This window comes from Pseudomonas sp. LB3P93 (assembly GCF_054898025.1).
The window spans coordinates 5,302,439-5,326,805 of sequence record NZ_CM142713.1; the positions used below are offsets into that span (position 1 = coordinate 5,302,439).

Consider the following 24,367-nt stretch of genomic DNA (forward strand, 5'->3'; position numbering starts at 1 on the left):
CGTTCCCACGCTCTGCGTGGGAATGCAGCCCGGGACGCTCCGCGTCCCATCTCAAGCCGAACGCAGAGCGTCCGTAGAGGCATTCCCACGCAGAGCGTGGGGACGATCGATTTCAGGTGAACTCGAAGGTATCGGCATCCAGATTGGCCGGGAAGCGCGTGCGGTAGGCTTGCAGGTCCGCCGCATTCAGCACGACCTGAAACACGCCATCGGCTTCACCGGCACTGAGCAATGTCTCACCCTGGAAATCCAGCACCTGGCTGTCACCGGTATACGCGAAGCCTTTGCCATCGGTGCCGATGCGATTCACCGCGGCCACGTAGCAGAGGTTTTCAATCGCCCGCGCCGGCAGCAAACGGTTCCAGTGCTGGCGGCGTGCGCCGGGCCAGTTGGCGGTGTAGAGCAGCAAGTCGGTGTCCTGGGCATCGCGGCTCCAGACCGGGAAACGCAGGTCGTAGCAAATCAGTGGCCGCACTCGCCAGCCCTTGAGCTCGAACTGCACCTGGCGCTCGCCCGGCGTGTAGTGGTTGTGCTCGCCGGCCATGCGGAACAGATGACGCTTGTCGTAGTGCCAGACCTCCCCGTCCGGCCGCGCCCACAGCAGTCGATTGCGATGGCTGCCATCAGCGGCCTGGACGATGACGCTACCGGTAATCACCGCGTCGAGTTTTGCCGCCTGGACGCGCAGCCATTTGCTGGTCGGGCCGTTTTCCGCTTCGGCGAGGGTTTCCGATTCCATGGAGAAACCGGTGGTGAACATCTCCGGCAGGATAATCAGATCCGCCCCACGCGCCTGCTCAAGCAATTGCTCGAAATGCTCCAGGTTGGCCTGACGGTCGTGCCAGGCCAGGGTGGTCTGGATCAGCGCGACATTCAGATTGGGGAGCGCACTCAGATCACGCATAGTTTTGCCGCTGCTTCACGCAACGTCTCCTCGCGTTTGGCGAAGCACAAGCGCACCAGGCGCTGGCCCTCGGGTGGCGTCTGGTAGAACACCGAGATCGGTATGCTCGCCACGCCATGTTCACGGGTCATCCACAGCGCCATCTCGACGTCATTGAGGTCCGGGCGAATCTGCGAATAATCGACCAACTGGAAATACGTGCCGGTCACCCGCTTGAAGCTGAAACGCGACGGCGCCAGCAGATCGCAGAACAGATCGCGCTTGGTCTGGTAAAAACCGGGCAATTCTTCGACGTGTTCAGGGTGTTCGGCCATGAAGTCGGCCAAGGCGTATTGCAGCGGGGTCACGCCGCAGAAACTGACGTACTGGTGCACTTTGCGCAGCTCGGCGGTGAGCGCCGGCGGGGCAACCACGTAGCCGGTTTTCCAGCCGGTGACGTGGTAGGTCTTGCCGAAGGAACTGACTACGAAGGCGCGTTGATACAGCTCTTCGTGATTCAGCACGCTGACGTGAGGCACGCCGTCGAAAACCAGGTGTTCGTAGACTTCGTCGCTGACGATGTAGATGTCGCGATCCCGAATCAACGTCGCCAACTGATCCAGTTCGGCACGACTGATCAGTGCGCCACTCGGGTTATGCGGGGCGTTGAGAACGATCATCCGGGTGCGCGGCGTAATCGCTTCGGCAAGCTTCTCGAAGTCGATGGCAAAGTCATTCAGACCGAGTTGCACATGCACGCAACGACCACCCGCCAGTTCGACCGACGGCTCGTAACTGTCGTAGCACGGATCGAACACGATCACTTCGTCGCCGCTGTGGATAACCGCCTGAATCGCACAGAAAATCGCTTGAGTGGCGCCGGGAGTGACCGTCACCTCATGGTCGGCATCCACATTAACGCCGTAGCTGCGGGCGATTTTCGCCGAAATCTGCTGGCGCAGCGCCGGCAGGCCGGTCATCGGTGAATATTGGTTGTGGCCACTGGCGATGTGCCGACCGACCGCATCGCACAGGGCTTGCGGGGCATCGAAATCGGGAAAACCCTGGGACAGGTTGATCGCCCCGGTTTGCGCCGCGAGCTGAGACATCTGAGTGAAGATAGTGATGCCGACATTCGGCAGCTTACTGGTGATCATCGGTGATTCCCTGCTCTACACCCGGCTCTAACGGCGGCGCGGGAGAGCCCGAGGATAGCCCATCCGGCGCCCATAAAAAAAGGGCGCCAACCGGCGCCCTTCTTCTAATACATTCACCACACACCTGTGGCGAGGGAGCTTGCTCCCGCTGGACCGCGAAGCGGTCCCAATATCTGCAACCGAGATCGTTCAGATAGAACGCGTCGGCTGGTTTTGCGACTGCTGCGCAGTCGAGCGGGAGCAAGCTCCCTCGCCACAAAAGCCCACCTCATGAAGTGGACAGTTGTGAATCAGCGCTTGTCGCGGCGCTTTTTGTCGGCCTTCTTGTGGTGCGACATCATGCGGCGCTTCTTGTTGACTTGACGGTCGGTCAGCGAGGTCTTGTTGCCTTCGTACGGGTTCTCGCCGCCCTTGAACTCGATACGGATCGGCGTACCGACCAGTTTGAGTACACGACGGTAAGTGTTTTCCAAGTAACGAACGTAGGACTTCGGTACTTTCTCGATCTGGTTACCGTGGATCACGATAATCGGCGGGTTTGCACCACCCAAGTGGGCATAACGCAGCTTGATCCGGCGGTTGTTGACCATCGGTGGCGCGTGCTCACCCACCGCATCTTCCAGAATGGTAGTCAGGCGGTTGGTCGGCCAGCGGGTGACCGCAGACTTGAACGAGTTCTGTACGGAGGCGTAGAGGTTGCCCACGCCCGTACCGTGCAGGGCCGAGATGAAGTGAATGTCGGCGTAGTCAACGAAGAACAGTCGACGTTGCAGCTCGACCTTCACGAAGTCGCGCTCGCTCGGCGTCATGCCGTCCCACTTGTTGATCGCGATAACCAGCGCACGACCCGACTCAATGGCGAAGCCCAGCAGGTTGAGATCGTGATCGACCACGCCTTCACGGGCGTCCATCACAAAGATCACCACGTTGGCGTCTTTGATCGCTTGCAGGGTTTTGACCACGGAGAATTTTTCGACTTCTTCGTGGATCTTGCCGCGCTTGCGCACACCGGCGGTGTCGATCAGCGTGTACTTCTCGTCGTTACGCTCGAACGGGATGTAGATACTGTCGCGGGTGGTGCCAGGCTCGTCATAGACGATGACCCGGTCTTCACCGAGCATGCGGTTGACCAGGGTCGACTTGCCCACGTTCGGGCGGCCGATGATGGCGATCTTGATCCCGTCTTTTTCGCTAGGGCCAGGAATGCGTTTGGCTTCCTCGCCTTCGGCAACGATCTCTTCCTCGCCTTCTTCCAGCCCGTCATCGTCTTTCGGGAAGTCGCTGAGGGCGATTTCCAGCATCTGAGTGATGCCACGACCATGAGCACCGGCGATCGGGATCGCGTGGCCCATGCCCAACGGGGCGAATTCGGCGCGGGCCATTTCAGGGTCGATGTTGTCGACCTTGTTGGCAACCACGTAAGAACGCTTGTTACGTTTGCGCAAATGCTCGGCGATCATCTGGTCGGCGGCAGTGAAACCGGCCTTGGCATCTACCAGGAACAGAACGACATCGGCTTCTTCAATGGCCAGCAGCGACTGCTCGGCCATTTTTTCGTCCATACCGTGCTCGTCACCGGAGATACCGCCGGTGTCGACCAGAATGTAGGAACGCCCTTGCCACTTGGCCTCACCGTATTGGCGATCACGGGTCAGACCGGACAAGTCGCCGACAATGGCGTCGCGAGTCCTGGTCAGGCGGTTGAACAAGGTGGACTTGCCGACGTTCGGTCGGCCCACCAGGGCGATTACGGGAACCATGCGGCTCTCCACTTCGTTATTTCAGAAAATACAAAAGCCGCTGCGAGGCAGCGGCTGGTGCTCGGGGCAGCACTTGGGAGTGCTGCGAACCCCTTGAACGGGGCTGCCTGGGGTTTAACCCCAAGCATAGTCAAATCTTTACTTGATGGTCAGGGCTTCCAGTTTGCCGCTGTTGCCATACAGATAAATCGTGTCACCCACCACCAGCGGACGGGCACGCAGGCCGTCGCTGTCGATGCGCTCGCGGCCGACGAAACGACCGTCCACCTGACTCAGCAGGTGCAGGTAGCCTTCCATATCACCGACTGCAACATAGCTGGAGAACACTTCCGGAGCCGACAGTTGACGACGGGCCAGCGAATCGTTGCTCCACAAAGCTGTGGTGGAACGTTCGTCGACGCCTTCAACGGTGCCCGAAGACAGGCTCACGTAAACGCTGCCGAAACCCTGAGCGACGCCGGCATAGCTGGAAGCATCACGCTGCCAGAGCTGACGGCCGCTTTCCAGGTCCAGTGCCGCAACGCGACCCTGATAGCTGGCGACATACAGAGTACCGCCGGACAGCAGCAAGCCGCCGTCGATATCGACCACACGTTCCAGTTCCGAACGGCCTTGTGGAATCGCAACCCGTTGTTCCCACACCGGCACGCCGTTGGAAATATCGAGAGCGACCACTTTACCGGTCGACAGGCCAGCCACCGCGAGGCGGTTGGTGACGATCGGTGCGCTGGTGCCGCGCAGGGTCAGGACCGCAGGGGTGCTGTCATACAACCAGCGCTGGTTGCCGGTGGCGGCATCCAGACCGATCAGACGGTCATCCTGAGTCTGAACCACTACTACGTCACCGTTGTTGGCCGGCGGTGCGAGAACTTCACTGGACACGCGAGCGCGCCATTTCTCTTCACCGTTGATCGCGTCCAGAGCAACGATTTCGCCCTTGATGGTACCGATCGTGAGCAGACCGTAACCCACGCCAACGGCGCCGGAAACAGGCAGGTCGAGATCTTTCTTCCATTTGACGTCGCCATTGCTGCGATCCATCGCCACGACTTCACCCGTGACGTCGGCGGCATAGATGGTATCGCCATCGATCGCCGGCACCAGCATGTTGTAGGTTTCGCCCTGACCGTCACCGATAGAACGACTCCACTGCTTTTGCAGAACCACTTCTTCTTTGAAGTCGGTCAACTCGGCCGGCGGCAGTTCTTTTTTGCTGTTGCTGCTGCAACCCGCGGCCAAAACGGCCAGAGCCAGCAATGCTGCATGTTTCCAACGGATCACGTCACGCATCCCCTTTGGCCAGGTCGTCCAGCTTGATTTGTAGGCCACCGACCGCCGCTTCATCCGACAGTGCCGCCTTGGCTTTTTGATACGCCGCGTTCGCTTCGTCGGTACGACCCAACTGCACCAGCAGGTCACCTTTCAGCTCTTCACGAGTGGCCAGGAATGCCTTGTCGGCATCACCTTCGAGCAGCTTCAGGGCTTCTTCGACCTTGTTCTGCGCGGCCAGTACCTGCGCCAGACGCTGACGGGCGATTTCGCCCAGCGCCGGGTTGGCCGGTTTGTCATTAATAGCTTTCAGCTCGCTGGCTGCGTCGTCCAGCTTGCCGCTGTCGACCGCGACTTTCGCCACGAACAGGCTGCCGTACTGCGCATAAGCGCTACCGCCGAACTCGCTGTTGAGCTTGCCGGCCAGCTCCGAAACACGGGCGGCATCAGGCTTGCCGTCAGGCGTCAGCGTGGTTTCCAGCAGTTGCTGATAGAGAATCGAGGCGCCTTGCGACTGATTGCTCTGATACTTTTGAAAGGCCTGCCAGCCGAACACGATGACCAGCGCCAACAGGCCGCCAGTGACCAGGGGCTTGCCGTTGCGTGTCCACCAGTCCTTCAAATCCGCCAGGTTTTCGTCTTCGGTACTCGACACCCCAATACTCCTTAATCGCTAAATCGGCTGTTTATGACAGCTTCAACCCTGCACGACGCAGGTGGCCAGGTGTGCAGCAAGCGCATCCCAGGCAATGCTTTGTTGTTCGCCCTGGCCACGCAGGGGTTTGAAACCTACCACTTGCTGGGCCATTTCATCGTCACCGAGGATCAGCGCATACAGCGCACCGCTCTTGTCGGCCTTCTTGAACTGGCTTTTAAAGCTGCCGGCGCCGGCATTGACTTGCAGGCGCAGGTTGGGCAATTGATCACGAACCTTCTCACTCAATGTCAGGGCAGCCAGTTCGGCAGCCTCGCCGAATGCGCAGAGATAGACGTCGACCTGACGGGAGATCTCTTCCGGGATTTGCTCCAGAGTTTCCAGGAGCAGCACCAGACGCTCGATGCCCATGGCGAAACCAACGCCCGTGGTCGGCTTGCCGCCCATCTGCTCCACCAGACCGTCGTAGCGACCGCCGGCACATACGGTACCTTGAGCGCCCAACTTGTCGGTGACCCATTCGAAAACAGTCTTGCTGTAGTAATCCAGACCGCGGACCAGCTTCGGGTTGATCACATAAGGAATGCCGGCCGCGTCCAAACGAGCCTTCAGGCCCTCGAAGTGCACGCGGGATTCGTCGTCGAGGTAGTCGGCCATTTTCGGCGCGTCGACCAGGATCGCTTGAGTGTCGGCGTTCTTGGTGTCCAGAACGCGCAACGGGTTGGTCTTCAGACGGCGTTGGCTGTCTTCGTCGAGCTTGTCCAGGTGAGCGGACAGGAATTCGACCAGCGCTTCGCGATAACGACCACGGGACTCGGCGGTGCCCAGGCTATTGAGCTCGAGCTTGACCGCATCACGGATGCCCAGTTCGCCCCACAGGCGCCAGGTCAGCACGATCAGTTCGGCGTCAATGTCCGGACCATCGAGGTTGAACACCTCGACACCGATCTGGTGGAACTGGCGATAACGGCCTTTCTGCGGACGCTCGTGGCGGAACATCGGGCCGATGTACCAGAGTTTCTGCACCTGGCCACCGCCGGTGATGCCGTGCTCGAGCACCGCACGCACGCAGGCCGCTGTGCCTTCAGGGCGCAGGGTCAGGGAGTCGCCGTTGCGGTCGTCGAAGGTGTACATCTCTTTTTCGACGATGTCGGTCACTTCACCGATGGAGCGCTTGAACAGCTCGGTGAACTCGACGATCGGCATGCGGATCTGCTTGTAACCGTAGTTATCCAGCAGACGCGAGACGGTGCCCTCGAAATGACGCCACAGGGGAGTCTGCTCGGGCAGGATGTCGTTCATGCCACGTATGGCTTGCAGAGACTTGCTCACTATAAATCCTTAAATTCGTTCGATCAGCCGCGCGCGATAACAGCTGCGTCAGCTTCGACCTTTTCGGCCGCTTTCTGGCGGATCAAGCGTTCAAGCTCATCCACCAGATTGTCATTCGTCAGTTTCTGCGCCGGCTTGCCGTCGATGTAAATCAGGTTTGGCGTGCCACCGGTCAAGCCGATATGGGCTTCCTTGGCTTCGCCCGGCCCGTTGACCACGCAACCGATGACCGCGACATCCAGCGGCACCAGCAGATCTTCGAGGCGCCCTTCCAGCTCGTTCATGGTCTTGACCACATCGAAGTTCTGCCGCGAGCAGCTCGGGCAGGCGATGAAGTTGATGCCACGGGAACGCAGGTGCAGGGATTTGAGAATGTCGTAGCCGACTTTCACTTCCTCGACCGGGTCAGCCGCCAACGAGATGCGGATAGTATCGCCAATCCCTTCGGCGAGCAGCATACCGAGGCCCACGGCGGATTTCACTGTGCCTGAACGCAAACCACCAGCTTCGGTAATGCCCAGGTGCAGCGGCTGGACGATTTCCTTGGCCAGCAGGCGGTAGGCAGCGACGGCCATGAACACGTCTGAGGCCTTCACACTGACCTTGAAGTCCTGGAAATTCAGGCGCTCGAGGTGCTCGACATGACGCAAGGCAGACTCGACCAGCGCTGCCGGGGTCGGCTCGCCGTATTTCTTTTGCAGGTCTTTTTCCAGGGAACCGGCGTTGACGCCGATGCGGATCGGGATCCCGCGATCGCGGGCGGCATCGACCACCGCGCGCACGCGGTCTTCGCGACCGATGTTGCCCGGGTTGATCCGCAGGCAGTCAACGCCCAGTTCGGCGACGCGCAGCGCAATTTTGTAGTCGAAGTGGATGTCGGCCACCAACGGCACTTTGACCAGTTTCTTGATCTTGCCGAAGGCTTCGGCGGCGTCCATGTCCGGCACGGAAATGCGCACGATATCGACGCCAGCCGCTTCCAGACGGTTGATCTGGGCCACGGTGGCGGCCACGTCATTGGTGTCGCTGTTGGTCATGCTCTGGACAGCGATGGGCGCATCGCCGCCAACAGGCACGTTACCGACCCAGATCTTGCGGGATTCGCGACGTTTGATTGGAGATTCGCCGTGCATGACTTATTGACCCAACTTCAGGCGAGCAGTCTCGCCACTGGTGAACGGAGCGACATCGACCGCCTGCCCGTTGTAGCTGACCTGCGCGCCACGGGCGAAGCCCAGACGCACGGAAAATGGCGGCTTGCCGCTGACGGAAACATTTTCACCTTTACGCTTGAGGCCGCTCAACAGCACCTTGCCGGTGCCATCGGTGACCTGGGTCCAGCAATCGGCGGTGAACTGCAGTTGAACCTGGCCTTGGCCGGCAACCGGAGCAACTGCGGCTGGAGCGGGAATGGTTGGAGTGACCGAAGCGCTTGCAGGCGGGGTCGATACAACCGGAGCCGTCGGGCTTGGCGCGACCGGTGTTGCGACAACAGGAGCGGTGCTGTGCGCCGGTGCAACTGGGGCTGGAGAAGCAGGTGCTGGTGCAGTAGAAGCCGCAGGCGCGGTCACTTCAGTTTCAGCCGGTGCCTCAGCCGAAGTCTCGGCTTGCGGCAACGCAAGCGCGGTTGTGCCTTCAGCCTGACCTTCCGCGACGGCCTGGTCTTCCGGCTCGTCCAGCGGATGGATCTGGGTGGTGCCATCGGCGCCTTCGACTTCAACGTGTTCCGGGGTGAGGCCGATCAGGTCCTTGGTGCGCAAGGAGGTTTGATCCTGCCACCAGATAAAACCGCCGCCGATCACTGCGATCAGCAACAGCAGGCTGACAATGCGCAAAATAGTGTGGGAAACCCGAACCGGTTCTTCGATACGACCCAGGCTGTGGACGTTGCTGCCCTGGGAGTCGGTGCCGGTGGATTGGTCGAACTGCTGGACCAGAACGGTCTGGTCCATGCCCAACAACTTGGCGTACGCGCGGATATAACCCCGAGCAAAGGTGTGCCCTGGAAGCTTGTCGAACGCGCCGGCTTCCAGATTGCTCAAGGAATTAACGGTGAGGTTGAGCTTGAGGGCCACTTCGGCCAGCGACCAGCCATTGCTTTCGCGGGCCTGGCGCAAAGTCTCACCGGGGTTAACGCGATTCGCTGCTACAACTTCGGGATGCGCCGCTTTCATCATTGCTCCGACAGGTATTGCTGATATTCCGGCGTACCGGGATAGAGTCGTTTTAGTTGCAGGCCAAAACTGGCGGCCTTGTCGCGATCTTCAAACACTTTTGCCAGCCGAACGCCGAGCAATAGACTACGTGCATTTTGCTCGGTGAGCAGGCTAAAACGGTCGTAATAGTCACGTGCGGGCACATAATGCCTGTCTTCGAAGGACAACTCAGCCATTTCCAGTAATGCACGCGGTTGTTGGCGGTTCAAACGCAGGGCTTTTTCCAGTTGCTGCTGCGCCAGATCACGCTGGCCCAGCTTCGAAGCGGTCATGCCCAGGTTCTCGAACACCCGCGAACGCTCAGGATACAGGGTATCGGCGGCCGCCTGTTCAAAGCGTTCGTAGGCCTCTTTGTAACGTTTTTCTTCGAAAAGAAAGCTGCCGTAGTTATTCAAGATTCGTGCATCGTTGGGACGGGAAGACAGCGCCTTGCGAAAGTGCTGGTCTGCGAGCTCAGGTTCCATTTCAGCCTGAAACACCAGCCCGAGCGCCGCATTGGCATCCGGATCCGAGTCATCCAGATCCAGGGCTTTCTTCAACGGCACTTTTGCCCGTTCGGTCATGCCTTGCTGCAAGTATCCCAAGCCCAGTTGCACGTAGGCCGTACGCGCTTCATCGCGCCCTTTGCTGGTTTTCATCGGGTTGAAATCGCCCGACAGAACGCAACCAGCACACAGGCTGGCCAATAGCAAAAGCAGCGCGAAGCGCAGGGACATAGAGATCCTCTCTTGATTTATTTCGCGGCGTTTTGCGCCATATCGTTCTCGGCGCTCAATTCGCGCACGGCGATATAACGTTCGCTGCGACGGGTGCGATCCAGCACCTGCCCTACCAATTGGCCACACGCGGCATCGATGTCTTCACCGCGGGTGGTGCGTACGGTGACATTGAAGCCTGCATGGTGAAGCTGATCCTGGAACCGGCGAATCGCGTTGTTGCTAGGACGCTCATAACCGGAATGCGGGAACGGGTTAAACGGAATCAGGTTGATCTTGCACGGGATGTTCTTGAGCAACTCGATCATTTCAACGGCATGTTCAACCTTGTCGTTGATGTCCTTGAGCAAGGTGTACTCGATGGTCAGCACGCGCTTTTCGCCCAGGGACGACATGTAGCGCTGGCACGACTCGAGCAGCATCTTAAGCGGATATTTCTTGTTGATCGGCACCAATTGGTTACGCAATGCGTCGTTTGGTGCGTGCAGGGACAACGCCAGGGAGACGTCGATGTGCTTGGACAGCTCATCGATCATCGGCACCACGCCCGAAGTGGACAGGGTCACGCGGCGCTTGGAGATCCCGTAGCCCAGGTCATCCATCATCAGATGCATGGCGGCCACGACGTTGTCGAAGTTCAGCAGCGGCTCACCCATGCCCATCATCACCACGTTGGTGATTGCACGGTCGGCGGTCGCCGGGATGCTGCCGAACGATTTATTGGCAATCCACACCTGGCCGATGACTTCGGCGGCGGTGAGGTTGCTGTTGAAACCTTGCTTGCCGGTGGAGCAGAAACTGCAATCCAGGGCACAGCCTGCCTGGGACGAAACGCACAGAGTGCCGCGTTTGCCCTGGGGAATGTACACGGTCTCGACGCAGCTGCCGGACGCCACACGCACCACCCACTTACGGGTGCCGTCGGTGGAAATGTCCTCGCTGACCACTTCAGGACCGCGAACTTCAGCAATGACCTTGAGCTTGTCGCGCAAGGCTTTGCTGACGTTCGTCATGGCGTCGAAATCATCGACGCCAAGGTGGTGAATCCATTTCATTACCTGACCGGCACGGAAACGCTTCTCCCCGATTGAGTCGAAGAATTTTTCCATTTCCAGCTGAGTCAGACCCAGCAGGTTAGTTTTAACAGTCGATGTAGTCATGGATTCACCTTCACTCATAAGCCAATGCTTAGCGAGTGGTTACTTCAGTAGCTGCGAAGAAGTACGAGATTTCGCGAGCAGCAGCGGCTTCGGAGTCCGAACCGTGTACAGCGTTGGCGTCGATCGAATCAGCGAAGTCAGCACGGATGGTGCCGGCAGCAGCTTCTTTAGGGTTGGTAGCGCCCATCAGCTCACGGTTCAGAGCGATAGCGTTTTCGCCTTCCAGAACCTGAACGACAACCGGGCCGGAGATCATGAAAGCAACCAGGTCGCCGAAGAAACCACGAGCGCTGTGCTCAGCGTAGAAGCCTTCAGCTTCAGCTTTGGACAGTTGCTTCAGTTTCGAAGCTACAACGCGCAGGCCTGCTTTTTCGAAACGAGTGGTGATCTCGCCGATGACGTTTTTTGCAACAGCGTCAGGCTTGATGATGGAGAAAGTACGTTGAACAGCCATGGTGTAACTCCAGAAACGGTAATTTGCGAAAAATTAAACCCGCGAATTATACGCGGGTTCTTTGGTATTGCCTAACTGCGTACGGCGCAGACTCAGTCTGCTTCTTCGATCCAGGCGGCCTGAATGGCTTCAAGCACCTTCTCGCCACCGCGGGTCGGATCATCACTGAACTCCGGCAATGCCAGCACCCATTTGTGCAGATCGACGAAGTTCACGTAACGCGGGTCCACATCCGGCTTGGATTCAGCCAGTTGGATCGCGATTTCCAGCACATCAACCCATTTCAGACTCATGACGCTTCCTTGAATCAGTGCGGCGCTTCGGCCGCATGGTTGAGCGAGTATTTCGGAATTTCGACGGTCAGGTCTTCGGTCCCGACTTTTGCCTGACAGGCCAGGCGCGACTGGGCTTCCAGCCCCCAAGCCTTATCAAGATAGTCTTCTTCCAGCTCATCAGCCTCTTCCAGCGAGTCAAAGCCCTCACGAATCAGGCAATGGCAGGTGGTGCAGGCGCAGACGCCGCCACAGGCACTTTCCATCTCGATATGGTGCTCATGCGCCAGTTCGAGGATGGACGTGCCGGTCTCAGCCTCCACGACCATGCCGTCCGGGCAAAACTTTTCGTGTGGCAGAAAAATGACCTGCGGCATCGTTATTCCTCAATCTCATTCAGGTTGCGCCCCGCCAGCGCGGCTTTCACCGTCGAATCCAGGCGGCGGGCAGCAAAAGCATCGGTCACTTGCGACAGACGCTTGGTCTGCTGCTCGATGGCGTAACCATCAGTACCTTTCATCAGTTCGGTCAGTTCCTGCATCTGCAGCTCGATCACCATGCGCTCATCGGCGTCGAGCAAGCGCTCACCGTCGACATCAAGGGCGGCCTGCACCGCTTCGATCAGGCGCTGGGCATCGACTTGCTGCTCACGCAGCACCCTGGCAACTTTGTCGTCGTTGGCGTGCTGGAACGAATCCTTGAGCATTTTGGCGATTTCGCCGTCGGTCAGGCCGTAGGATGGCTTGACCTGAATGCTGGCCTCGACACCCGAACCCAATTCGCGAGCGGAGACGCTGAGCAGACCGTCGGCATCGACCTGGAACGTCACGCGGATTTTCGCGGCACCGGCGACCATTGCCGGAATGCCACGCAATTCAAAGCGCGCCAGGGAACGGCAGTCACTGATCAGTTCACGCTCGCCCTGCAACACGTGAATCGCCATGGCCGACTGGCCGTCTTTGTAAGTGGTGAAGTCCTGGGCACGGGCAACGGGGATGGTGGTGTTGCGCGGAATCACCTTCTCCATCAGGCCGCCCATGGTTTCCAGCCCCAGGGACAACGGAATGACGTCGAGCAAGAGCAATTCGCCGCCATCGCGCTTGTTGCCAGCCAATGTATCGGCCTGGATCGCAGCACCAATGGCCACCACTTGATCCGGATCGATTTCAGTCAGCGGCTGACGACCGAAGGCTTCAGCGACGGCTTCACGAACGCGAGGTACGCGCGTCGAGCCGCCGACCATAACCACGGCGTGCACTTCGTCCAGTTCGATGCCGGAATCACGCACTGCACGACGGCAGGCCTTCAGGCTGCGAGCAACCATTGGTTCGATCAGCGCATCGAAGGCTTCGCGAGTCAGTTGCGCTTTCCAGTCACCGCAAGCGACTTCAACAGTCGCGACATTGGTCAGGGCTTCTTTGGCTGCGCAAGCGGTTTGCAGCAGATGACGCTGCGCGCCCGGGTCGAGGTCAGCCGACAAACCGGCGCTCTCGATGATCCAGCCAGCGATGGCATGGTCGAAGTCATCGCCACCCAGGGCGCTGTCGCCGCCGGTGGCCAGCACTTCGAACACACCGCCGGTCAGGCGCAGGATCGAAATATCAAATGTACCGCCGCCCAGGTCGTAAATCGCGACCAGGCCTTCGGCGTGCTGATCCAGACCGTATGCCACAGCGGCAGCGGTAGGCTCATTGAGCAAACGCAGCACATTCAGACCGGCCAGCTTGGCCGCATCCTTGGTCGCTTGACGCTGAGCATCGTCGAAATAGGCCGGAACGGTGATCACCGCACCCACCAGCTCGCCGCCCAATGCCTCTTCGGCGCGCTGACGCAGCACTTTCAGGATATCGGCAGAGACTTCCACCGGGCTTTTCGGCCCCTGAATGGTGTCGATGAACGGCATGTGCGACTCGCCGCCGACGAAGCGGTACGGCAGTTGATCGCCCAATTGCTTGACGTCGGACAAACCACGACCCATCAAGCGCTTGACCGACAGCACGGTGTTCAAAGGATCGGTAGCGGCCGCCAGCTTGGCCGACTCGCCGACTTCGACGCGATCGGCGTGGTAGCGCACGGCAGACGGCAGAATGACCTGCCCGTCAGCGTCGGCCAGAGGCTCGGAAAGACCACTGCGCAATGCAGCGACCAGCGAATTGGTAGTGCCCAAGTCAATCCCCACAGCCAGACGACGCTGGTGCGGTTGAGGACTTTGGCCGGGTTCGGCGATCTGCAGTAGGGCCATCGTTATCAGGACTTATCTGTATATCAGGCGTGCGACCGGAGCGGCACTGGGTTAATCGTCGAGGCGCTCTTCTAACTGGCGCACTTCGTAGGTGAGCTTGTCGAGGAACTGCATGCGCCGCATCAGGCGTTCGGCCTGTTCACGTTGCGCTGCATCATCCCAACAGGCTGCGAAGCTTTCGTTCAGTTCATCCTGAGCCGTCTTCAGGCGACGCTTGAACACTGCAACACCCGCCAGGTCGGCGCTGTCTTGCAGGTCTTCGAGCTCTTCACGCAGCTCCATCTGCTGCAGAAGAAACTCCGGATCATGCACCGTGACCTCCAGCGGCAGCTCGCGACCACCCATGGCGAGCAGGTATCGCGCGCGCTTTGGGGGACTTTTGAGCGTCTGGTAGGCCTCGTTGAGGCTCGCGGATTGCTCTAGCGCCAGCCGTTGCTCACGCTCGGAAGCGTCTGCAAAACGGTCTGGATGAACACCCCGCGCCAACTCACGATAGCGCGTGGCCAACTGATCGAGATCCAGGCGGAAGCTCGGTTGCAGTTCAAATAAAGCGTAATGACAAGGAGTACCCACGAGCAGCCTCAGATGTTGAAGCTTTCGCCGCAGCCACACTCACCGCGTACGTTGGGGTTGTTGAACTTGAAGCCTTCGTTCAACCCTTCCTTGACGAAATCGAGTTCGGTGCCGTCCAGGTAGGACAGGCTTTTCGGGTCGATGATCACTTTCTCGCCGTGACTTTCGAACACCTGATCCTCTGCAACCACCTCGTCGACAAACTCCAGCACGTAGGCAAGGCCGGAACAGCCCGTGGTGCGAACACCCAGACGAATCCCCTCACCTTTGCCGCGCCCGTCAAGGGAGCGTCGCACGTGTCGAGCAGCCGCTTCTGTCATGCTGATAGCCATCGTTGACTCCTTACTCGTCGCTTAATGCTTAGATCAAGCCTTTCTTCTGCTTGTAGTCGCGAACGGCCGCTTTGATAGCGTCTTCAGCAAGTACGGAGCAGTGAATTTTTACTGGCGGCAGGGCCAGTTCTTCGGCCAGCTGAGTGTTCTTGATGGTCTCTGCTTCATCCAGAGTCTTGCCTTTCATCCACTCGGTCGCCAGAGAGCTGGAGGCGATTGCCGAACCGCAACCGTAAGTCTTGAACTTGGCGTCTTCGATGATGCCTTGCTCGTTGACCTTGATCTGCAGACGCATCACGTCGCCGCACGCCGGAGCACCGACCATGCCGGTGCCGACATCAGGGTCTTCCGCGTCCATCTTGCCGACGTTGCGCGGGTTTTCGTAGTGGTCGATGACCTTTTCGCTGTAAGCCATGATTCTTAATCCTCACTCATCAGAGAGTCGCTCTTGAGCCCTGCGAACCGAAATCCTGCAGGGCCGGTTTGCGGCGACTTGAAATCAGTGTGCCGCCCACTCGATTTTCGAAATGTCGACACCGTCTTTGTACATGTCCCACAGCGGCGACAAGGTGCGCAGCTTGGTAACGGCCTCGCAGACTTTCTGCGCGGCGTAGTCGATTTCTTCTTCGGTGGTGAAACGGCCGAAGGTGAAGCGGATCGAGCTGTGTGCCAGTTCGTCGTTGCGGCCCAGGGCGCGCAGAACGTACGAAGGCTCAAGCGATGCCGAGGTGCAGGCCGAACCGGACGAAACCGCCAGATCCTTGAGCGCCATGATCAGCGACTCGCCTTCAACGTAGTTGAAGCTCAGGTTCAGGTTGTGCGGAACGCGGGCGGTCATGCTGCCGTTGATGTACAGCTCTTCCAGGTCTTCGACCTGCTTGAAGAAACGGTCGCTCAGGGCTTTGATGCGGATGTTCTCGACCGCCATGTCTTCCTTGGCTACGCGGAACGCTTCGCCCATGCCAACGATCTGGTGGGTCGCCAGGGTGCCGGAACGCATGCCACGCTCGTGACCGCCGCCGTGCATGGTCGCTTCGATGCGAACACGCGGCTTGCGGCTGACGTACAGCGCGCCGATGCCTTTTGGGCCGTAGGTTTTGTGGGCGGAGAACGACATCAGGTCGACTTTCAGCTTCGACAGGTCGATCTCGACCTTGCCGGTGGACTGAGCGGCGTCAACGTGGAACAGAATGCCCTTGGAGCGGGTCAGTTCGCCGATGGCTTCGATGTCGTTGATGGTGCCGATTTCGTTGTTCACATGCATGACGGAGACCAGGATGGTGTCGTCGCGCAGGGCGGCTTCGATCATCGCCGGGGTCACCAGACCATCGGTCTGAGGCTCGAGGTAGGTCACTTCGAAGCCTTCACGCTCCAGTTGGCGCATGGTGTCGAGGACAGCCTTGTGCTCAATCTTGGTGGTGATCAGGTGTTTGCCTTTAGTGGCGTAGAAATGCGCCGCACCCTTGATTGCCAGGTTGTCGGACTCGGTGGCACCGGAGGTCCAGACGATTTCACGCGGATCGGCGTTGACCAGGTCAGCGACCTGACGGCGAGCGTTTTCGACGGACTCTTCAGCTTTCCAGCCAAACACGTGGGAACGGGACGCCGGGTTACCGAAGTTTCCGTCGACCAGCAGGCATTCACTCATTTTTTGCGCAACACGCGGATCAACCGGGGTGGTCGCAGAGTAATCAAGGTAAATCGGCAATTTCATGGACTATCTCCTAAATCAGGCTGGCTGGCGTGCCGCTAGCTCTTTGGCTGTCATTCGACGGCGGACGCTTCAATCTTGTCCAGGCGTGGCGTCTTGCTGTTGCAACGACGCTGGTCCTGACGCTGGGCTACTTCTTGTACCTCACGGCGAGTGACAAGATCAGCCAAGCTGATACCGCTCAGAAATTCGTGAATCTGCAGGCTCAGATCGCACCACAAGTGGTGGGTCAGGCAGGTATCGCCTTGATGGCAATCACCTTGACCCTGGCATTTGGTGGCATCAACCGATTCGTTTACCGCATCGATCACCTGGGCGACCTGGATGCCCTGCATGTCGCGGGACAATTGGTAGCCGCCACCTGGACCACGAACACTGGAGACCAAATTGCTGCGGCGCAATTTGGCGAAAAGCTGTTCGAGGTAGGACAGGGAGATGCCTTGGCGCTCGGAGATATCGGCCAGGGACACCGGCCCGTGCTGCGCGTGCAACGCCAGGTCGAGCATGGCGGTTACGGCGTATCGGCCTTTTGTAGTCAGTCGCATGGACAATTACCACGGAGTTCGGAATGGGGCGAGTATGCAATTCCCGAGTATTTAAGTCAACTATAAGACCTAGTACTTTAGTCAGGATTACCCGCAAAAGAGCGGGCGCATCATAGCAAAGGCTGGCCCGTTACAGCCAGCAATTGCGCGTTATCGTTCATCGCGGGCAAGCCCGCTCCCACAGGGGCCTTTGTCTGCCTTCGATGGCATGCATGGCGCAATTCATGTGGGAGCGGGCTTGCCCGCGATTGAAGTCGACTCGATCTAGCTGGCCTGACTCTGATCCTTGTCCTTCACACACGCAAAGTCTTCTTCGCGCAGCTCAGGCAGATCTTTCGCACAGTAATTACTGCCCAGATCCTTCAACGCCCCGCACATCCCCTCCAGACGACCATCAACGGCCTGCAGGTGATCAAGCAACTGGTTAATAGCGCGCGCCACCGGGTCAGGCATGTCTTCGCCAACACCGTAGGCATCGAAGCCGATCTTCTCGGCCATAGCCTTGCGCTTGGCGTCCTGCTCTTCATCGGATTTGACGATGATCCGCCCTGGAATCCCGACCACGGTCGCGCCGGCAGGCACAGCCTTGGTCACCACGGCATTGGAACCGACCTTGGCACCCGCACCCACCGTGAAAGGACCGAGCACCTTGGCGCCCGCCCCTACCACCACGCCATCTTCCAGCGTCGGGTGGCGCTTGCCCTTGTTCCAGCTGGTACCGCCAAGGGTCACGCCCTGATAAAGGGTGACGTCGTTGCCAATCTCGGCGGTCTCGCCGATGACGATGCCCATGCCATGGTCAATAAAGAAGCGACGACCGACCTTGGCACCCGGATGGATTTCGATCCCGGTCAACCAGCGACCGAAGTTCGACACCAGCCGCGCCAGCCATTTCCAGCCCATGCCCCACAGGGCCGACGAGAGGCGATGGATCCAGATGGCGTGCATGCCCGGGTAGCAGGTCAGAACTTCAAAGGCGTTGCGCGCAGCCGGGTCACGATGGAAAACACTCTGGATATCTTCACGCAAACGCTCGAACATTTTTAATCCTTCCGCTTTAGAAGCTCGCCACGGGCCGCTTTCTGGGTTTCCGTGAGGATGCCACGCAATATATTCATTTCCGCCCGGCTGACCGAGCTGCGACCGTACAACCGGCGCAGGCGCGCCATCAAGTGCCGAGGTTTTTCCGGATCGAGGAATTCGATGGCCACCAGGGTTTGCTCCAGGTGCTCATAGAATCGCTCCAGCTCATCCATGGTCGCCAGCTCACCACTTTTGGTGGACGCCACTTCATCCTTCTCGACCTTGCTCGGCTGGCCTTGGGCCGCGAGCCAGGACATCCGCACTTCATAGCTCAACACCTGCACCGCTGCCCCAAGGTTCAGCGAACTGAACTCAGGGTCTGATGGGATGTGCACGTGATAATGACATCGCTGCAGCTCTTCATTGGTCAGGCCGGAATCCTCACGACCAAAGACCAAGGCAATCTCGGCACCCGACGCCGCTTCCTCGACCACTTTCACACCGCACTCGCGGGGATCGAGCAATGGCCAGGGAATACGACGGTCACGGGCGCTGGTGCCGAGCACCAGATTGCAGCCGACCAAGGCATCTTCCAAGGTGGCGACGACTTGCGCGTTTTCAAGGATGTCCCCGGCGCCGGAAGCACGAGCATCGGCCTCGTGGTGCGGGAACAGCCGCGGTTCGACCAGCACCAGCCGCGACAGGCCCATGTTCTTCATGGCACGCGCAGCCCCGCCGATGTTGCCGGGGTGGCTGGTATTGACCAGGACGACACGAATGTTATGCAGCAAGGTAGGCGCTCTCGAACACTTTAATGGGGAGCAGAATCTTACAGCTCAACAGGGTGCCCCGCCTCAAAAATAACGATTCACTTTTGACGGCGCTCAATGTCGGCATGCTGCGTTGCCGCTTCTCCCCATAGCGAGCTATGAGTCGGCGCGGCGCCTTGCCCGCCAACATTGATCACTCGTCAAAAGTGACCGTATTTCTGAGGCGGGGCACACCGTTCAGCTATGAAAGCGAACACCAACCTTCACCTGTAGAAAAGTTCTGATAGAATGCCCGGCTTTCTTTAACAACCTTAGGTGACACATCCATGCAGCCCATGCTGAATATCGCGCTGCGCGCCGCCCGCAGCGCCAGTGAATTGATCTTCCGCTCCATCGAGCGCCTGGATACCATCAAGGTCGACGAAAAAGACGCCAAGGATTACGTATCCGAGGTTGATCGCGCTGCCGAACAGAAAATCATCGACGCGCTGCGCAAGGCCTACCCGAACCACTCGATCATGGGTGAAGAAACCGGCATGCACGCCGGCACCGGGATCGAAGGCGAAGAATACCTGTGGATCATCGATCCGCTGGACGGCACCACCAACTTCCTGCGCGGCATTCCTCACTTCGCCGTCAGCATCGCCTGCAAATACCGCGGTCGCCTGGAGCACGCTGTTGTTCTGGACCCGGTTCGCCAGGAAGAATTCACCGCCAGCCGTGGTCGCGGCGCTCAACTGAACGGTCGTCGTCTGCGCGTCAGCGGTCGCACCAGCCTGGACGGCGCCCTGCTGGGTACCGGCTTCCCGTTCCGTGACGACCAGATGGACAACCTCGACAACTACCTGGGCATGTTCCGCGCCCTGGTGGGCCAGACCGCCGGCATCCGCCGCGCTGGTTCGGCGAGCCTGGACCTGGCCTACGTGGCTGCCGGCCGTTTCGACGCTTTCTGGGAGTCGGGCCTGTCCGAGTGGGACATGGCTGCAGGCGCCCTGCTGATCCAGGAAGCTGGCGGCTTGGTGAGCGACTTCACCGGCGGTCACGACTTCCTTGAGAAAGGCCACATCGTTGCCGGTAACACCAAGTGCTTCAAAGCAGTATTGACGGCCATCCAGCCGCACCTGCCAGCTTCGCTGAAACGCTAAGCGACCGGCCCAAGAAAGCACCCTTCGGGGTGCTTTTTTATGCCTGGAATTTGCCCCTGCCCCACCACTGATCCATGTGGGAGCGGGCTTGCCCGCGATGGCGGCATTACCTGCACCATCATTGTTGCCTGACACACTGCTATCGCGGGCAAGCCCGCTCCCACAGGGTCTTGTGGTGGCTTCGAACCTGCATTGCGGGCACAAAAAAAGCACCCCGCAGGGTGCTTCTTTTTAAACCTGAGCTACTTAATGAGCCTGCTCGTTCTGCGACAGAACCAGCTTGCCTTCCTTGTCGACCGGAATCTGGTTGCCCGGATCGCGATCCATCCGCACCTTGCCTTCCTTGCCATCCAGCGAATAACGAACGTCGTAACCTACGACCTTGTCGCTGATGTCATTCACCGTATTACAACGGGTTTGAGTCGTGGTGTAGGTGTCACGCTCCTGCATGCCCTCCTGAACCTTGTTGCCGGCATATCCGCCGCCAACCGCGCCCGCAACCGTGGCAATTTTCTTGCCGGTGCCGCCGCCGATCTGGTTACCCAGCAGACCGCCTGCCAGTGCACCCACCACCGTACCGGCGATCTGGTGTTGATCTTTCACCGGCGCCTGCCGGGTCACTGCTACATCCTTGCACACTTCACGTGGCGTCTTGATTTGTGTCTTGACCGGTTCAACGGCTAGCACTTGCGCATACTCAGGGCCGCTTTTAACCAGGCTGTAGGTGGCAACAGCACCCCCGGCAGTTACACCGACAGCACCCAATACCGCACCAACCAGCAACGACTTGTTCACATGAACCTCCTGACCATCACCCGCGGAACATGTCCGCGCTTCTCCCAGCCTTGGAGCATAAAAAAAGGCGCGAGTTCAACTCGCGCCTTTTTCGGCTGACAGCTGGAAAAGCGATGGCCGTTATGGACGGTCGTCGACTTCCTTATCGGTAGCCACTGTAGGAATCAGATCCTCAGTGCTCAGGTTCAGCCAGATCAGCACGACGTTGGCGATGTAGATCGACGAGTAGGTACCTGCCAACACACCGATAAACAGCGCGATGGAGAAACCGAACAGGTTGTCGCCACCGAAGAACAACAGGGCAGCAATCGCCAGCAAGGTGGAGATCGACGTCGCCATGGTCCGCAACAGGGTTTGCGTGGTCGAGATGTTGATGTTCTCGATCAGGCTGGCCTTACGCAGCACACGGAAGTTCTCACGAACCCGATCGAATACCACGATGGTGTCGTTGAGCGAGTAACCGATGATCGCCAATACCGCCGCCAACACCGTCAGGTCGAAGGTGATCTGGAAGAACGACAGAATACCGATGGTCACGATCACATCGTGGATCAGCGAAACGATGGCACCGACCGCGAACTTCCACTGAAAGCGGAAAGCCAGGTAGATCAGGATGCCGCCCAGCGCCATCAGCATGCCGAGGCCGCCCTGGTCGCGCAGCTCTTCACCCACCTGCGGGCCGACGAACTCGACGCGCTTGACCGTCGCCGGGTTGTCGCCGCCGACTTTCAGCAGCGCTTCTGCCACTTGATGACCCAGCTGCGGGTCTTCACCCGGCATGCGCACCAGCAAATCGGTAGTCGCACCGAAGCTCTGCACGATTGCCTCGTGATAACCCGAAGTGGTCAGTTGCTCACGCACCTTGGTGACATCGGCCGGACGCTCGTAGGTCAGCTCGATGAGCGTACCGCCGGTGAAGTCCAGACCCCAGTTCATGCCCTTGGTGGCGACACTGAACAAAGCCAGCACGGTAAGGAACAATGTGACGCCGAACGCAAAGTTGCGAACGCCCATGAAGTTGATTGTACGTAACATGGCAGCCCCTTAAATCCACAACTTCTTGAAGTCACGACCGCCGAAGATCAGGTTGACCATCGCGCGGGTCACCATGATGGCCGTGAACATCGAGGTAAAGATCCCGAGGGACATGGTCACTGCGAAACCTTTGACCGGGCCTGTGCCCATTGCAAAGAGAATCCCGCCGACCAACAGTGTTGTCAGGTTGGCGTCGAGAATCGCGGTGAATGCCCGGCCGAAGCCTTCGTTGATTGCCCGCTGTACGGTCATGCCCGCCGCGATCTCTTCACGAATCCGCGAGAAGATCAGTACGTTGGCGTCGACCGCCATACCCATGGTCAATACGATACCGGCGATACCCGGCAGTGTCAGCGTTGCACCCAGCAGCGACATCAGGGCCAGCAGCAGCACCATGTTCACTGCCAGCGCGACGGTGGCAATGATGCCGAAGAAGCGGTAGATGGCGATGATGAACAGCGAGACAAACAGCATGCCCCACAGCGATGCATCGATACCTTTGACGATGTTGTCCGCACCCAGGCTCGGGCCAATGGTGCGCTCTTCAGCGAAGTACATCGGAGCCGCCAGACCACCGGCACGCAACAGCAGCGCCAGTTCGGACGACTCGCCCTGACCGTTCAGGCCAGTGATGCGGAATTGAGCACCCAGCGGCGACTGAATGGTCGCCAGGCTGATGATCTTCTTCTCTTCTTTGAAGGTTTGAACCGCTACGTCTTTCTCGACGCCGTTAACCATTTGCTTGACGTAAGTGGTAACCGGACGCTGCTCGATGAAGATCACCGCCATGCTGCGACCGACGTTGCTGCGCGTCGCACGACTCATCAGCTCGCCACCGTGGCCATCCAGACGGATGTTCACTTCTGGCGTACCGTGCTCGCCGAAGCCAGCCTTGGCGTCAGTCACCTGGTCACCGGTGATGATCAGGCCACGCTCGATCTGTGCCGACGGACGATTGCCTTCACGGAACTCGAAGCTTTCGGAAGTGGCTTTCGAAGCACCCGGCTCTGCAGCCAGACGGAACTCAAGGTTGGCCGTCTTGCCGAGGATACGCTTGGCTTCTGCGGTGTCCTGCACACCCGGCAGCTCAACCACGATGCGGTTGGCGCCCTGACGCTGAACGATCGGTTCGGCAACACCCAGCTCGTTGACGCGGTTACGTACCGTGGTCAAGTTCTGCTTGATGGAGTATTCGCGGATTTCCGCCAGCTTGGCCGGGGTCATCGCCAGACGAAGCACCGGTTGACCATTGAGGTCGGCCGGAACAATGTCGAAATCGTTGAAGTTCTTGCGGATCAGCGTGCGGGCTTGCTCGCGAGCGGCTTCATCGGTGAAGCCCAACTGAATGGCACCGTCGATTTGCGGCAGGCTGCGATAGCGCAGTTTCTCTTTACGCAACAGGCTCTTCACATCGCCTTCGTACACTTTCAAGCGTGCGTCGAGGGCTTTGTCCATGTCCACTTCGAGCAGGAAGTGCACACCACCGGACAAGTCCAGACCCAGCTTCATCGGGTGCGCGGCGAGGCTGCGCAGCCATTGCGGGGTGGTTTGCGCCAGGTTCAGTGCAACGACGTAGTCATCACCCAATGCCTTGCGCACGACGTCTTTGGCCGGCAGCTGGTCTTCAGCCTTGGTCAGACGAATCAGACCGCCCTTGCCATTCGCAGCCAGAGTGGCCGCCTTGACGTTGATCCCGGATTCCTTGAGCGCAGCGCTCACACGATCCAGATCAGCCTGATTGACTTGCAGTGCAGTGCTTGCACCGCTGACCTGAATGGCCGGGTCATCAGGATATAAATTGGGAGCGGAATAAATCAGACCGACCGCCAGCACCGCCAGGATCAGAATGTATTTCCACAGAGGGTATTTGTTCAGCATCACGCCGCCCGCTTATGACGCGGGGCGCCTTGCGCGCCCCGTCGATTGAGTAGAAGTTGAAACTTAGATCGCTTTCAGCGTGCCTTTTGGCAGCGTGGCGGCAATGGCGCCTTTCTGGAACTTCATTTCGACGGTGTCGGAAACTTCCAGAACAACGAAGTCGTCGGACACTTTGGTGATCTTGCCGGCGATACCACCGGTGGTCACAACTTCGTCACCTTTTTGCAGGCTGCCCAGCAGGGTTTTCTGCTCTTTGGCGCGCTTGGCCTGTGGACGCCAGATCATCAGGTAGAAGATGACCAGGAAACCGACCAGGAAAATCCACTCAAAACCGCCACCCATTGGGCCGGCAGCAGCCGGTGCAGCAGCGTCAGCCATGGCATTAGAGATAAAAAAGCTCATTTAGCACTCCAGTTGCAAATGTTGAATCTTGGGGTCAGAAAA

The 24,367-nt window shown here is 59.0% G+C and carries 26 protein-coding genes; 1 reads left to right on the forward strand and 25 read right to left on the reverse strand.

What is annotated here, in order from left to right:
• Window positions 1-112 precede the first annotated feature (112 nt).
• The 21 genes from ACYZT8_RS24095 to trmJ all read right to left on the reverse strand — a co-directional run bounded on the left by ACYZT8_RS24095 (window position 113) and on the right by trmJ (window position 19,091).
• Entirely contained in the window at window positions 113-904 is a 792-nt protein-coding gene (locus ACYZT8_RS24095) for an amidohydrolase (protein ID WP_109634599.1), read from the reverse strand.
• On the reverse strand, window positions 892-2,040 hold the full coding sequence (locus tag ACYZT8_RS24100) for a pyridoxal phosphate-dependent aminotransferase (protein WP_461976528.1): 1,149 nt from the start codon (window positions 2,038-2,040) through the stop codon (window positions 892-894). The genes ACYZT8_RS24095 and ACYZT8_RS24100 overlap by 13 nt, the downstream gene beginning before the upstream one ends.
• A gap of 290 nt (window positions 2,041-2,330) precedes the next feature.
• The gene (gene der, locus ACYZT8_RS24105) at window positions 2,331-3,800 is read right to left on the reverse strand and encodes a ribosome biogenesis GTPase Der (RefSeq protein WP_461976530.1); all 1,470 of its coding nucleotides are present in this window, start codon (window positions 3,798-3,800) and stop codon (window positions 2,331-2,333) included.
• Window positions 3,801-3,938: 138 nt separating this feature from the next.
• Complete coding sequence (gene bamB, locus ACYZT8_RS24110) at window positions 3,939-5,090, reverse strand: outer membrane protein assembly factor BamB (protein WP_461976532.1); 1,152 nt, start codon at window positions 5,088-5,090, stop codon at window positions 3,939-3,941.
• Complete coding sequence (locus ACYZT8_RS24115; protein ID WP_461976534.1) at window positions 5,083-5,724, reverse strand: tetratricopeptide repeat protein; 642 nt, start codon at window positions 5,722-5,724, stop codon at window positions 5,083-5,085. The genes bamB and ACYZT8_RS24115 overlap by 8 nt, the downstream gene beginning before the upstream one ends.
• Window positions 5,725-5,766: 42 nt before the next feature.
• Complete coding sequence (gene hisS / locus ACYZT8_RS24120; RefSeq protein ID WP_461976536.1) at window positions 5,767-7,056, reverse strand: histidine--tRNA ligase; 1,290 nt, start codon at window positions 7,054-7,056, stop codon at window positions 5,767-5,769.
• A gap of 23 nt (window positions 7,057-7,079) precedes the next feature.
• Window positions 7,080-8,189, reverse strand: coding sequence for a flavodoxin-dependent (E)-4-hydroxy-3-methylbut-2-enyl-diphosphate synthase (gene ispG, locus ACYZT8_RS24125; protein ID WP_162438253.1), 1,110 nt, complete (start codon window positions 8,187-8,189; stop codon window positions 7,080-7,082).
• A gap of 3 nt (window positions 8,190-8,192) precedes the next feature.
• Window positions 8,193-9,230, reverse strand: a complete 1,038-nt coding sequence (locus ACYZT8_RS24130) for a RodZ domain-containing protein (RefSeq protein WP_461976538.1) — start codon at window positions 9,228-9,230, stop codon at window positions 8,193-8,195.
• On the reverse strand, window positions 9,230-9,988 hold the full coding sequence (gene pilW / locus ACYZT8_RS24135) for a type IV pilus biogenesis/stability protein PilW (RefSeq protein ID WP_403100083.1): 759 nt from the start codon (window positions 9,986-9,988) through the stop codon (window positions 9,230-9,232). Before pilW ends, ACYZT8_RS24130 begins: the two co-directional genes overlap by 1 nt.
• A gap of 17 nt (window positions 9,989-10,005) precedes the next feature.
• Window positions 10,006-11,148 (reverse strand): dual-specificity RNA methyltransferase RlmN, encoded by a 1,143-nt coding sequence (gene rlmN, locus ACYZT8_RS24140; protein WP_054045377.1) that lies wholly within the window; start codon window positions 11,146-11,148, stop codon window positions 10,006-10,008.
• 28 nt (window positions 11,149-11,176) lie between these two features.
• On the reverse strand, window positions 11,177-11,602 hold the full coding sequence (gene ndk / locus ACYZT8_RS24145; protein WP_007916882.1) for a nucleoside-diphosphate kinase: 426 nt from the start codon (window positions 11,600-11,602) through the stop codon (window positions 11,177-11,179).
• A gap of 92 nt (window positions 11,603-11,694) precedes the next feature.
• Window positions 11,695-11,895, reverse strand: coding sequence for a Fe-S cluster assembly protein IscX (gene iscX / locus ACYZT8_RS24150; RefSeq protein ID WP_008147746.1), 201 nt, complete (start codon window positions 11,893-11,895; stop codon window positions 11,695-11,697).
• A gap of 14 nt (window positions 11,896-11,909) precedes the next feature.
• Window positions 11,910-12,251 carry an ISC system 2Fe-2S type ferredoxin gene (fdx, locus tag ACYZT8_RS24155; protein ID WP_131059381.1) on the reverse strand — a complete coding sequence of 114 codons (342 nt, stop codon included), beginning with the start codon at window positions 12,249-12,251 and terminating at the stop codon, window positions 11,910-11,912.
• A 2-nt stretch (window positions 12,252-12,253) separates the two neighbouring features.
• A complete protein-coding gene (gene hscA, locus ACYZT8_RS24160) occupies window positions 12,254-14,116 on the reverse strand; it encodes a Fe-S protein assembly chaperone HscA (RefSeq protein ID WP_461976540.1) in 1,863 nt (620 codons plus the stop codon).
• A 51-nt stretch (window positions 14,117-14,167) separates the two neighbouring features.
• The gene (hscB, locus tag ACYZT8_RS24165) at window positions 14,168-14,689 is read right to left on the reverse strand and encodes a co-chaperone HscB (RefSeq protein WP_131059383.1); all 522 of its coding nucleotides are present in this window, start codon (window positions 14,687-14,689) and stop codon (window positions 14,168-14,170) included.
• An 8-nt stretch (window positions 14,690-14,697) separates the two neighbouring features.
• Complete coding sequence (gene iscA / locus ACYZT8_RS24170; RefSeq protein ID WP_028620147.1) at window positions 14,698-15,021, reverse strand: iron-sulfur cluster assembly protein IscA; 324 nt, start codon at window positions 15,019-15,021, stop codon at window positions 14,698-14,700.
• A gap of 28 nt (window positions 15,022-15,049) precedes the next feature.
• Entirely contained in the window at window positions 15,050-15,436 is a 387-nt protein-coding gene (gene iscU / locus ACYZT8_RS24175; protein WP_003443374.1) for a Fe-S cluster assembly scaffold IscU, read from the reverse strand.
• Window positions 15,437-15,520: 84 nt separating this feature from the next.
• The gene (locus ACYZT8_RS24180) at window positions 15,521-16,735 is read right to left on the reverse strand and encodes an IscS subfamily cysteine desulfurase (protein ID WP_461976542.1); all 1,215 of its coding nucleotides are present in this window, start codon (window positions 16,733-16,735) and stop codon (window positions 15,521-15,523) included.
• Window positions 16,736-16,785: 50 nt separating this feature from the next.
• A complete protein-coding gene (gene iscR / locus ACYZT8_RS24185) occupies window positions 16,786-17,277 on the reverse strand; it encodes a Fe-S cluster assembly transcriptional regulator IscR (protein ID WP_008042436.1) in 492 nt (163 codons plus the stop codon).
• Between the two features lie 264 nt (window positions 17,278-17,541).
• Complete coding sequence (cysE, locus tag ACYZT8_RS24190; protein ID WP_033061461.1) at window positions 17,542-18,318, reverse strand: serine O-acetyltransferase; 777 nt, start codon at window positions 18,316-18,318, stop codon at window positions 17,542-17,544.
• Window positions 18,319-18,320: 2 nt separating this feature from the next.
• A complete protein-coding gene (gene trmJ / locus ACYZT8_RS24195) occupies window positions 18,321-19,091 on the reverse strand; it encodes a tRNA (cytosine(32)/uridine(32)-2'-O)-methyltransferase TrmJ (protein ID WP_010457884.1) in 771 nt (256 codons plus the stop codon).
• Window positions 19,092-19,396: 305 nt separating this feature from the next.
• Between trmJ and suhB the strand changes: the two genes are divergently transcribed.
• The gene (gene suhB / locus ACYZT8_RS24200; protein WP_008014726.1) at window positions 19,397-20,215 is read left to right on the forward strand and encodes a type III secretion system regulator SuhB; all 819 of its coding nucleotides are present in this window, start codon (window positions 19,397-19,399) and stop codon (window positions 20,213-20,215) included.
• 246 nt (window positions 20,216-20,461) lie between these two features.
• On the opposite strand, the gene ACYZT8_RS24205 is transcribed toward suhB, so the two are convergent.
• From ACYZT8_RS24205 to yajC, 4 genes are all read right to left on the reverse strand, one after another.
• Complete coding sequence (locus ACYZT8_RS24205) at window positions 20,462-21,010, reverse strand: glycine zipper 2TM domain-containing protein (protein ID WP_010457893.1); 549 nt, start codon at window positions 21,008-21,010, stop codon at window positions 20,462-20,464.
• Between the two features lie 120 nt (window positions 21,011-21,130).
• Window positions 21,131-22,045 carry a protein translocase subunit SecF gene (secF, locus tag ACYZT8_RS24210; protein WP_131059387.1) on the reverse strand — a complete coding sequence of 305 codons (915 nt, stop codon included), beginning with the start codon at window positions 22,043-22,045 and terminating at the stop codon, window positions 21,131-21,133.
• A 9-nt stretch (window positions 22,046-22,054) separates the two neighbouring features.
• Window positions 22,055-23,923 (reverse strand): protein translocase subunit SecD, encoded by a 1,869-nt coding sequence (gene secD, locus ACYZT8_RS24215; RefSeq protein WP_461976544.1) that lies wholly within the window; start codon window positions 23,921-23,923, stop codon window positions 22,055-22,057.
• A gap of 63 nt (window positions 23,924-23,986) precedes the next feature.
• Window positions 23,987-24,325 (reverse strand): preprotein translocase subunit YajC, encoded by a 339-nt coding sequence (yajC, locus tag ACYZT8_RS24220; protein WP_109634621.1) that lies wholly within the window; start codon window positions 24,323-24,325, stop codon window positions 23,987-23,989.
• Window positions 24,326-24,367 lie beyond the last annotated feature (42 nt).

What these genes read in the sequence shown, in the direction of transcription:
- pilW (WP_403100083.1), bottom strand. Translation starts at nt 9,988, where the DNA reads ATGTCCCTGCGCTTCGCGCTGCTTTTGCTATTGGCCAGCCTGTGTGCT.
- rlmN (WP_054045377.1), bottom strand. Translation starts at nt 11,148, where the DNA reads ATGACTACATCGACTGTTAAAACTAACCTGCTGGGTCTGACTCAGCTG.
- fdx (WP_131059381.1), bottom strand. Translation starts at nt 12,251, where the DNA reads ATGCCGCAGGTCATTTTTCTGCCACACGAAAAGTTTTGCCCGGACGGC.
- der (WP_461976530.1), bottom strand. Translation starts at nt 3,800, where the DNA reads ATGGTTCCCGTAATCGCCCTGGTGGGCCGACCGAACGTCGGCAAGTCC.
- iscU (WP_003443374.1), bottom strand. Translation starts at nt 15,436, where the DNA reads ATGGCTTACAGCGAAAAGGTCATCGACCACTACGAAAACCCGCGCAAC.
- iscA (WP_028620147.1), bottom strand. Translation starts at nt 15,021, where the DNA reads ATGGCTATCAGCATGACAGAAGCGGCTGCTCGACACGTGCGACGCTCC.
- suhB (WP_008014726.1), top strand. Translation starts at nt 19,397, where the DNA reads ATGCAGCCCATGCTGAATATCGCGCTGCGCGCCGCCCGCAGCGCCAGT.
- ACYZT8_RS24180 (WP_461976542.1), bottom strand. Translation starts at nt 16,735, where the DNA reads ATGAAATTGCCGATTTACCTTGATTACTCTGCGACCACCCCGGTTGAT.
- iscX (WP_008147746.1), bottom strand. Translation starts at nt 11,895, where the DNA reads ATGAGTCTGAAATGGGTTGATGTGCTGGAAATCGCGATCCAACTGGCT.
- secF (WP_131059387.1), bottom strand. Translation starts at nt 22,045, where the DNA reads ATGTTACGTACAATCAACTTCATGGGCGTTCGCAACTTTGCGTTCGGC.
- bamB (WP_461976532.1), bottom strand. Translation starts at nt 5,090, where the DNA reads ATGCGTGACGTGATCCGTTGGAAACATGCAGCATTGCTGGCTCTGGCC.
- ndk (WP_007916882.1), bottom strand. Translation starts at nt 11,602, where the DNA reads ATGGCTGTTCAACGTACTTTCTCCATCATCAAGCCTGACGCTGTTGCA.
- hscA (WP_461976540.1), bottom strand. Translation starts at nt 14,116, where the DNA reads ATGGCCCTACTGCAGATCGCCGAACCCGGCCAAAGTCCTCAACCGCAC.
- ACYZT8_RS24100 (WP_461976528.1), bottom strand. Translation starts at nt 2,040, where the DNA reads ATGATCACCAGTAAGCTGCCGAATGTCGGCATCACTATCTTCACTCAG.
- secD (WP_461976544.1), bottom strand. Translation starts at nt 23,923, where the DNA reads ATGCTGAACAAATACCCTCTGTGGAAATACATTCTGATCCTGGCGGTG.
- cysE (WP_033061461.1), bottom strand. Translation starts at nt 18,318, where the DNA reads ATGTTCGAGCGTTTGCGTGAAGATATCCAGAGTGTTTTCCATCGTGAC.
- yajC (WP_109634621.1), bottom strand. Translation starts at nt 24,325, where the DNA reads ATGAGCTTTTTTATCTCTAATGCCATGGCTGACGCTGCTGCACCGGCT.
- ispG (WP_162438253.1), bottom strand. Translation starts at nt 8,189, where the DNA reads ATGCACGGCGAATCTCCAATCAAACGTCGCGAATCCCGCAAGATCTGG.
- ACYZT8_RS24095 (WP_109634599.1), bottom strand. Translation starts at nt 904, where the DNA reads ATGCGTGATCTGAGTGCGCTCCCCAATCTGAATGTCGCGCTGATCCAG.
- ACYZT8_RS24130 (WP_461976538.1), bottom strand. Translation starts at nt 9,230, where the DNA reads ATGAAAGCGGCGCATCCCGAAGTTGTAGCAGCGAATCGCGTTAACCCC.
- iscR (WP_008042436.1), bottom strand. Translation starts at nt 17,277, where the DNA reads ATGCGACTGACTACAAAAGGCCGATACGCCGTAACCGCCATGCTCGAC.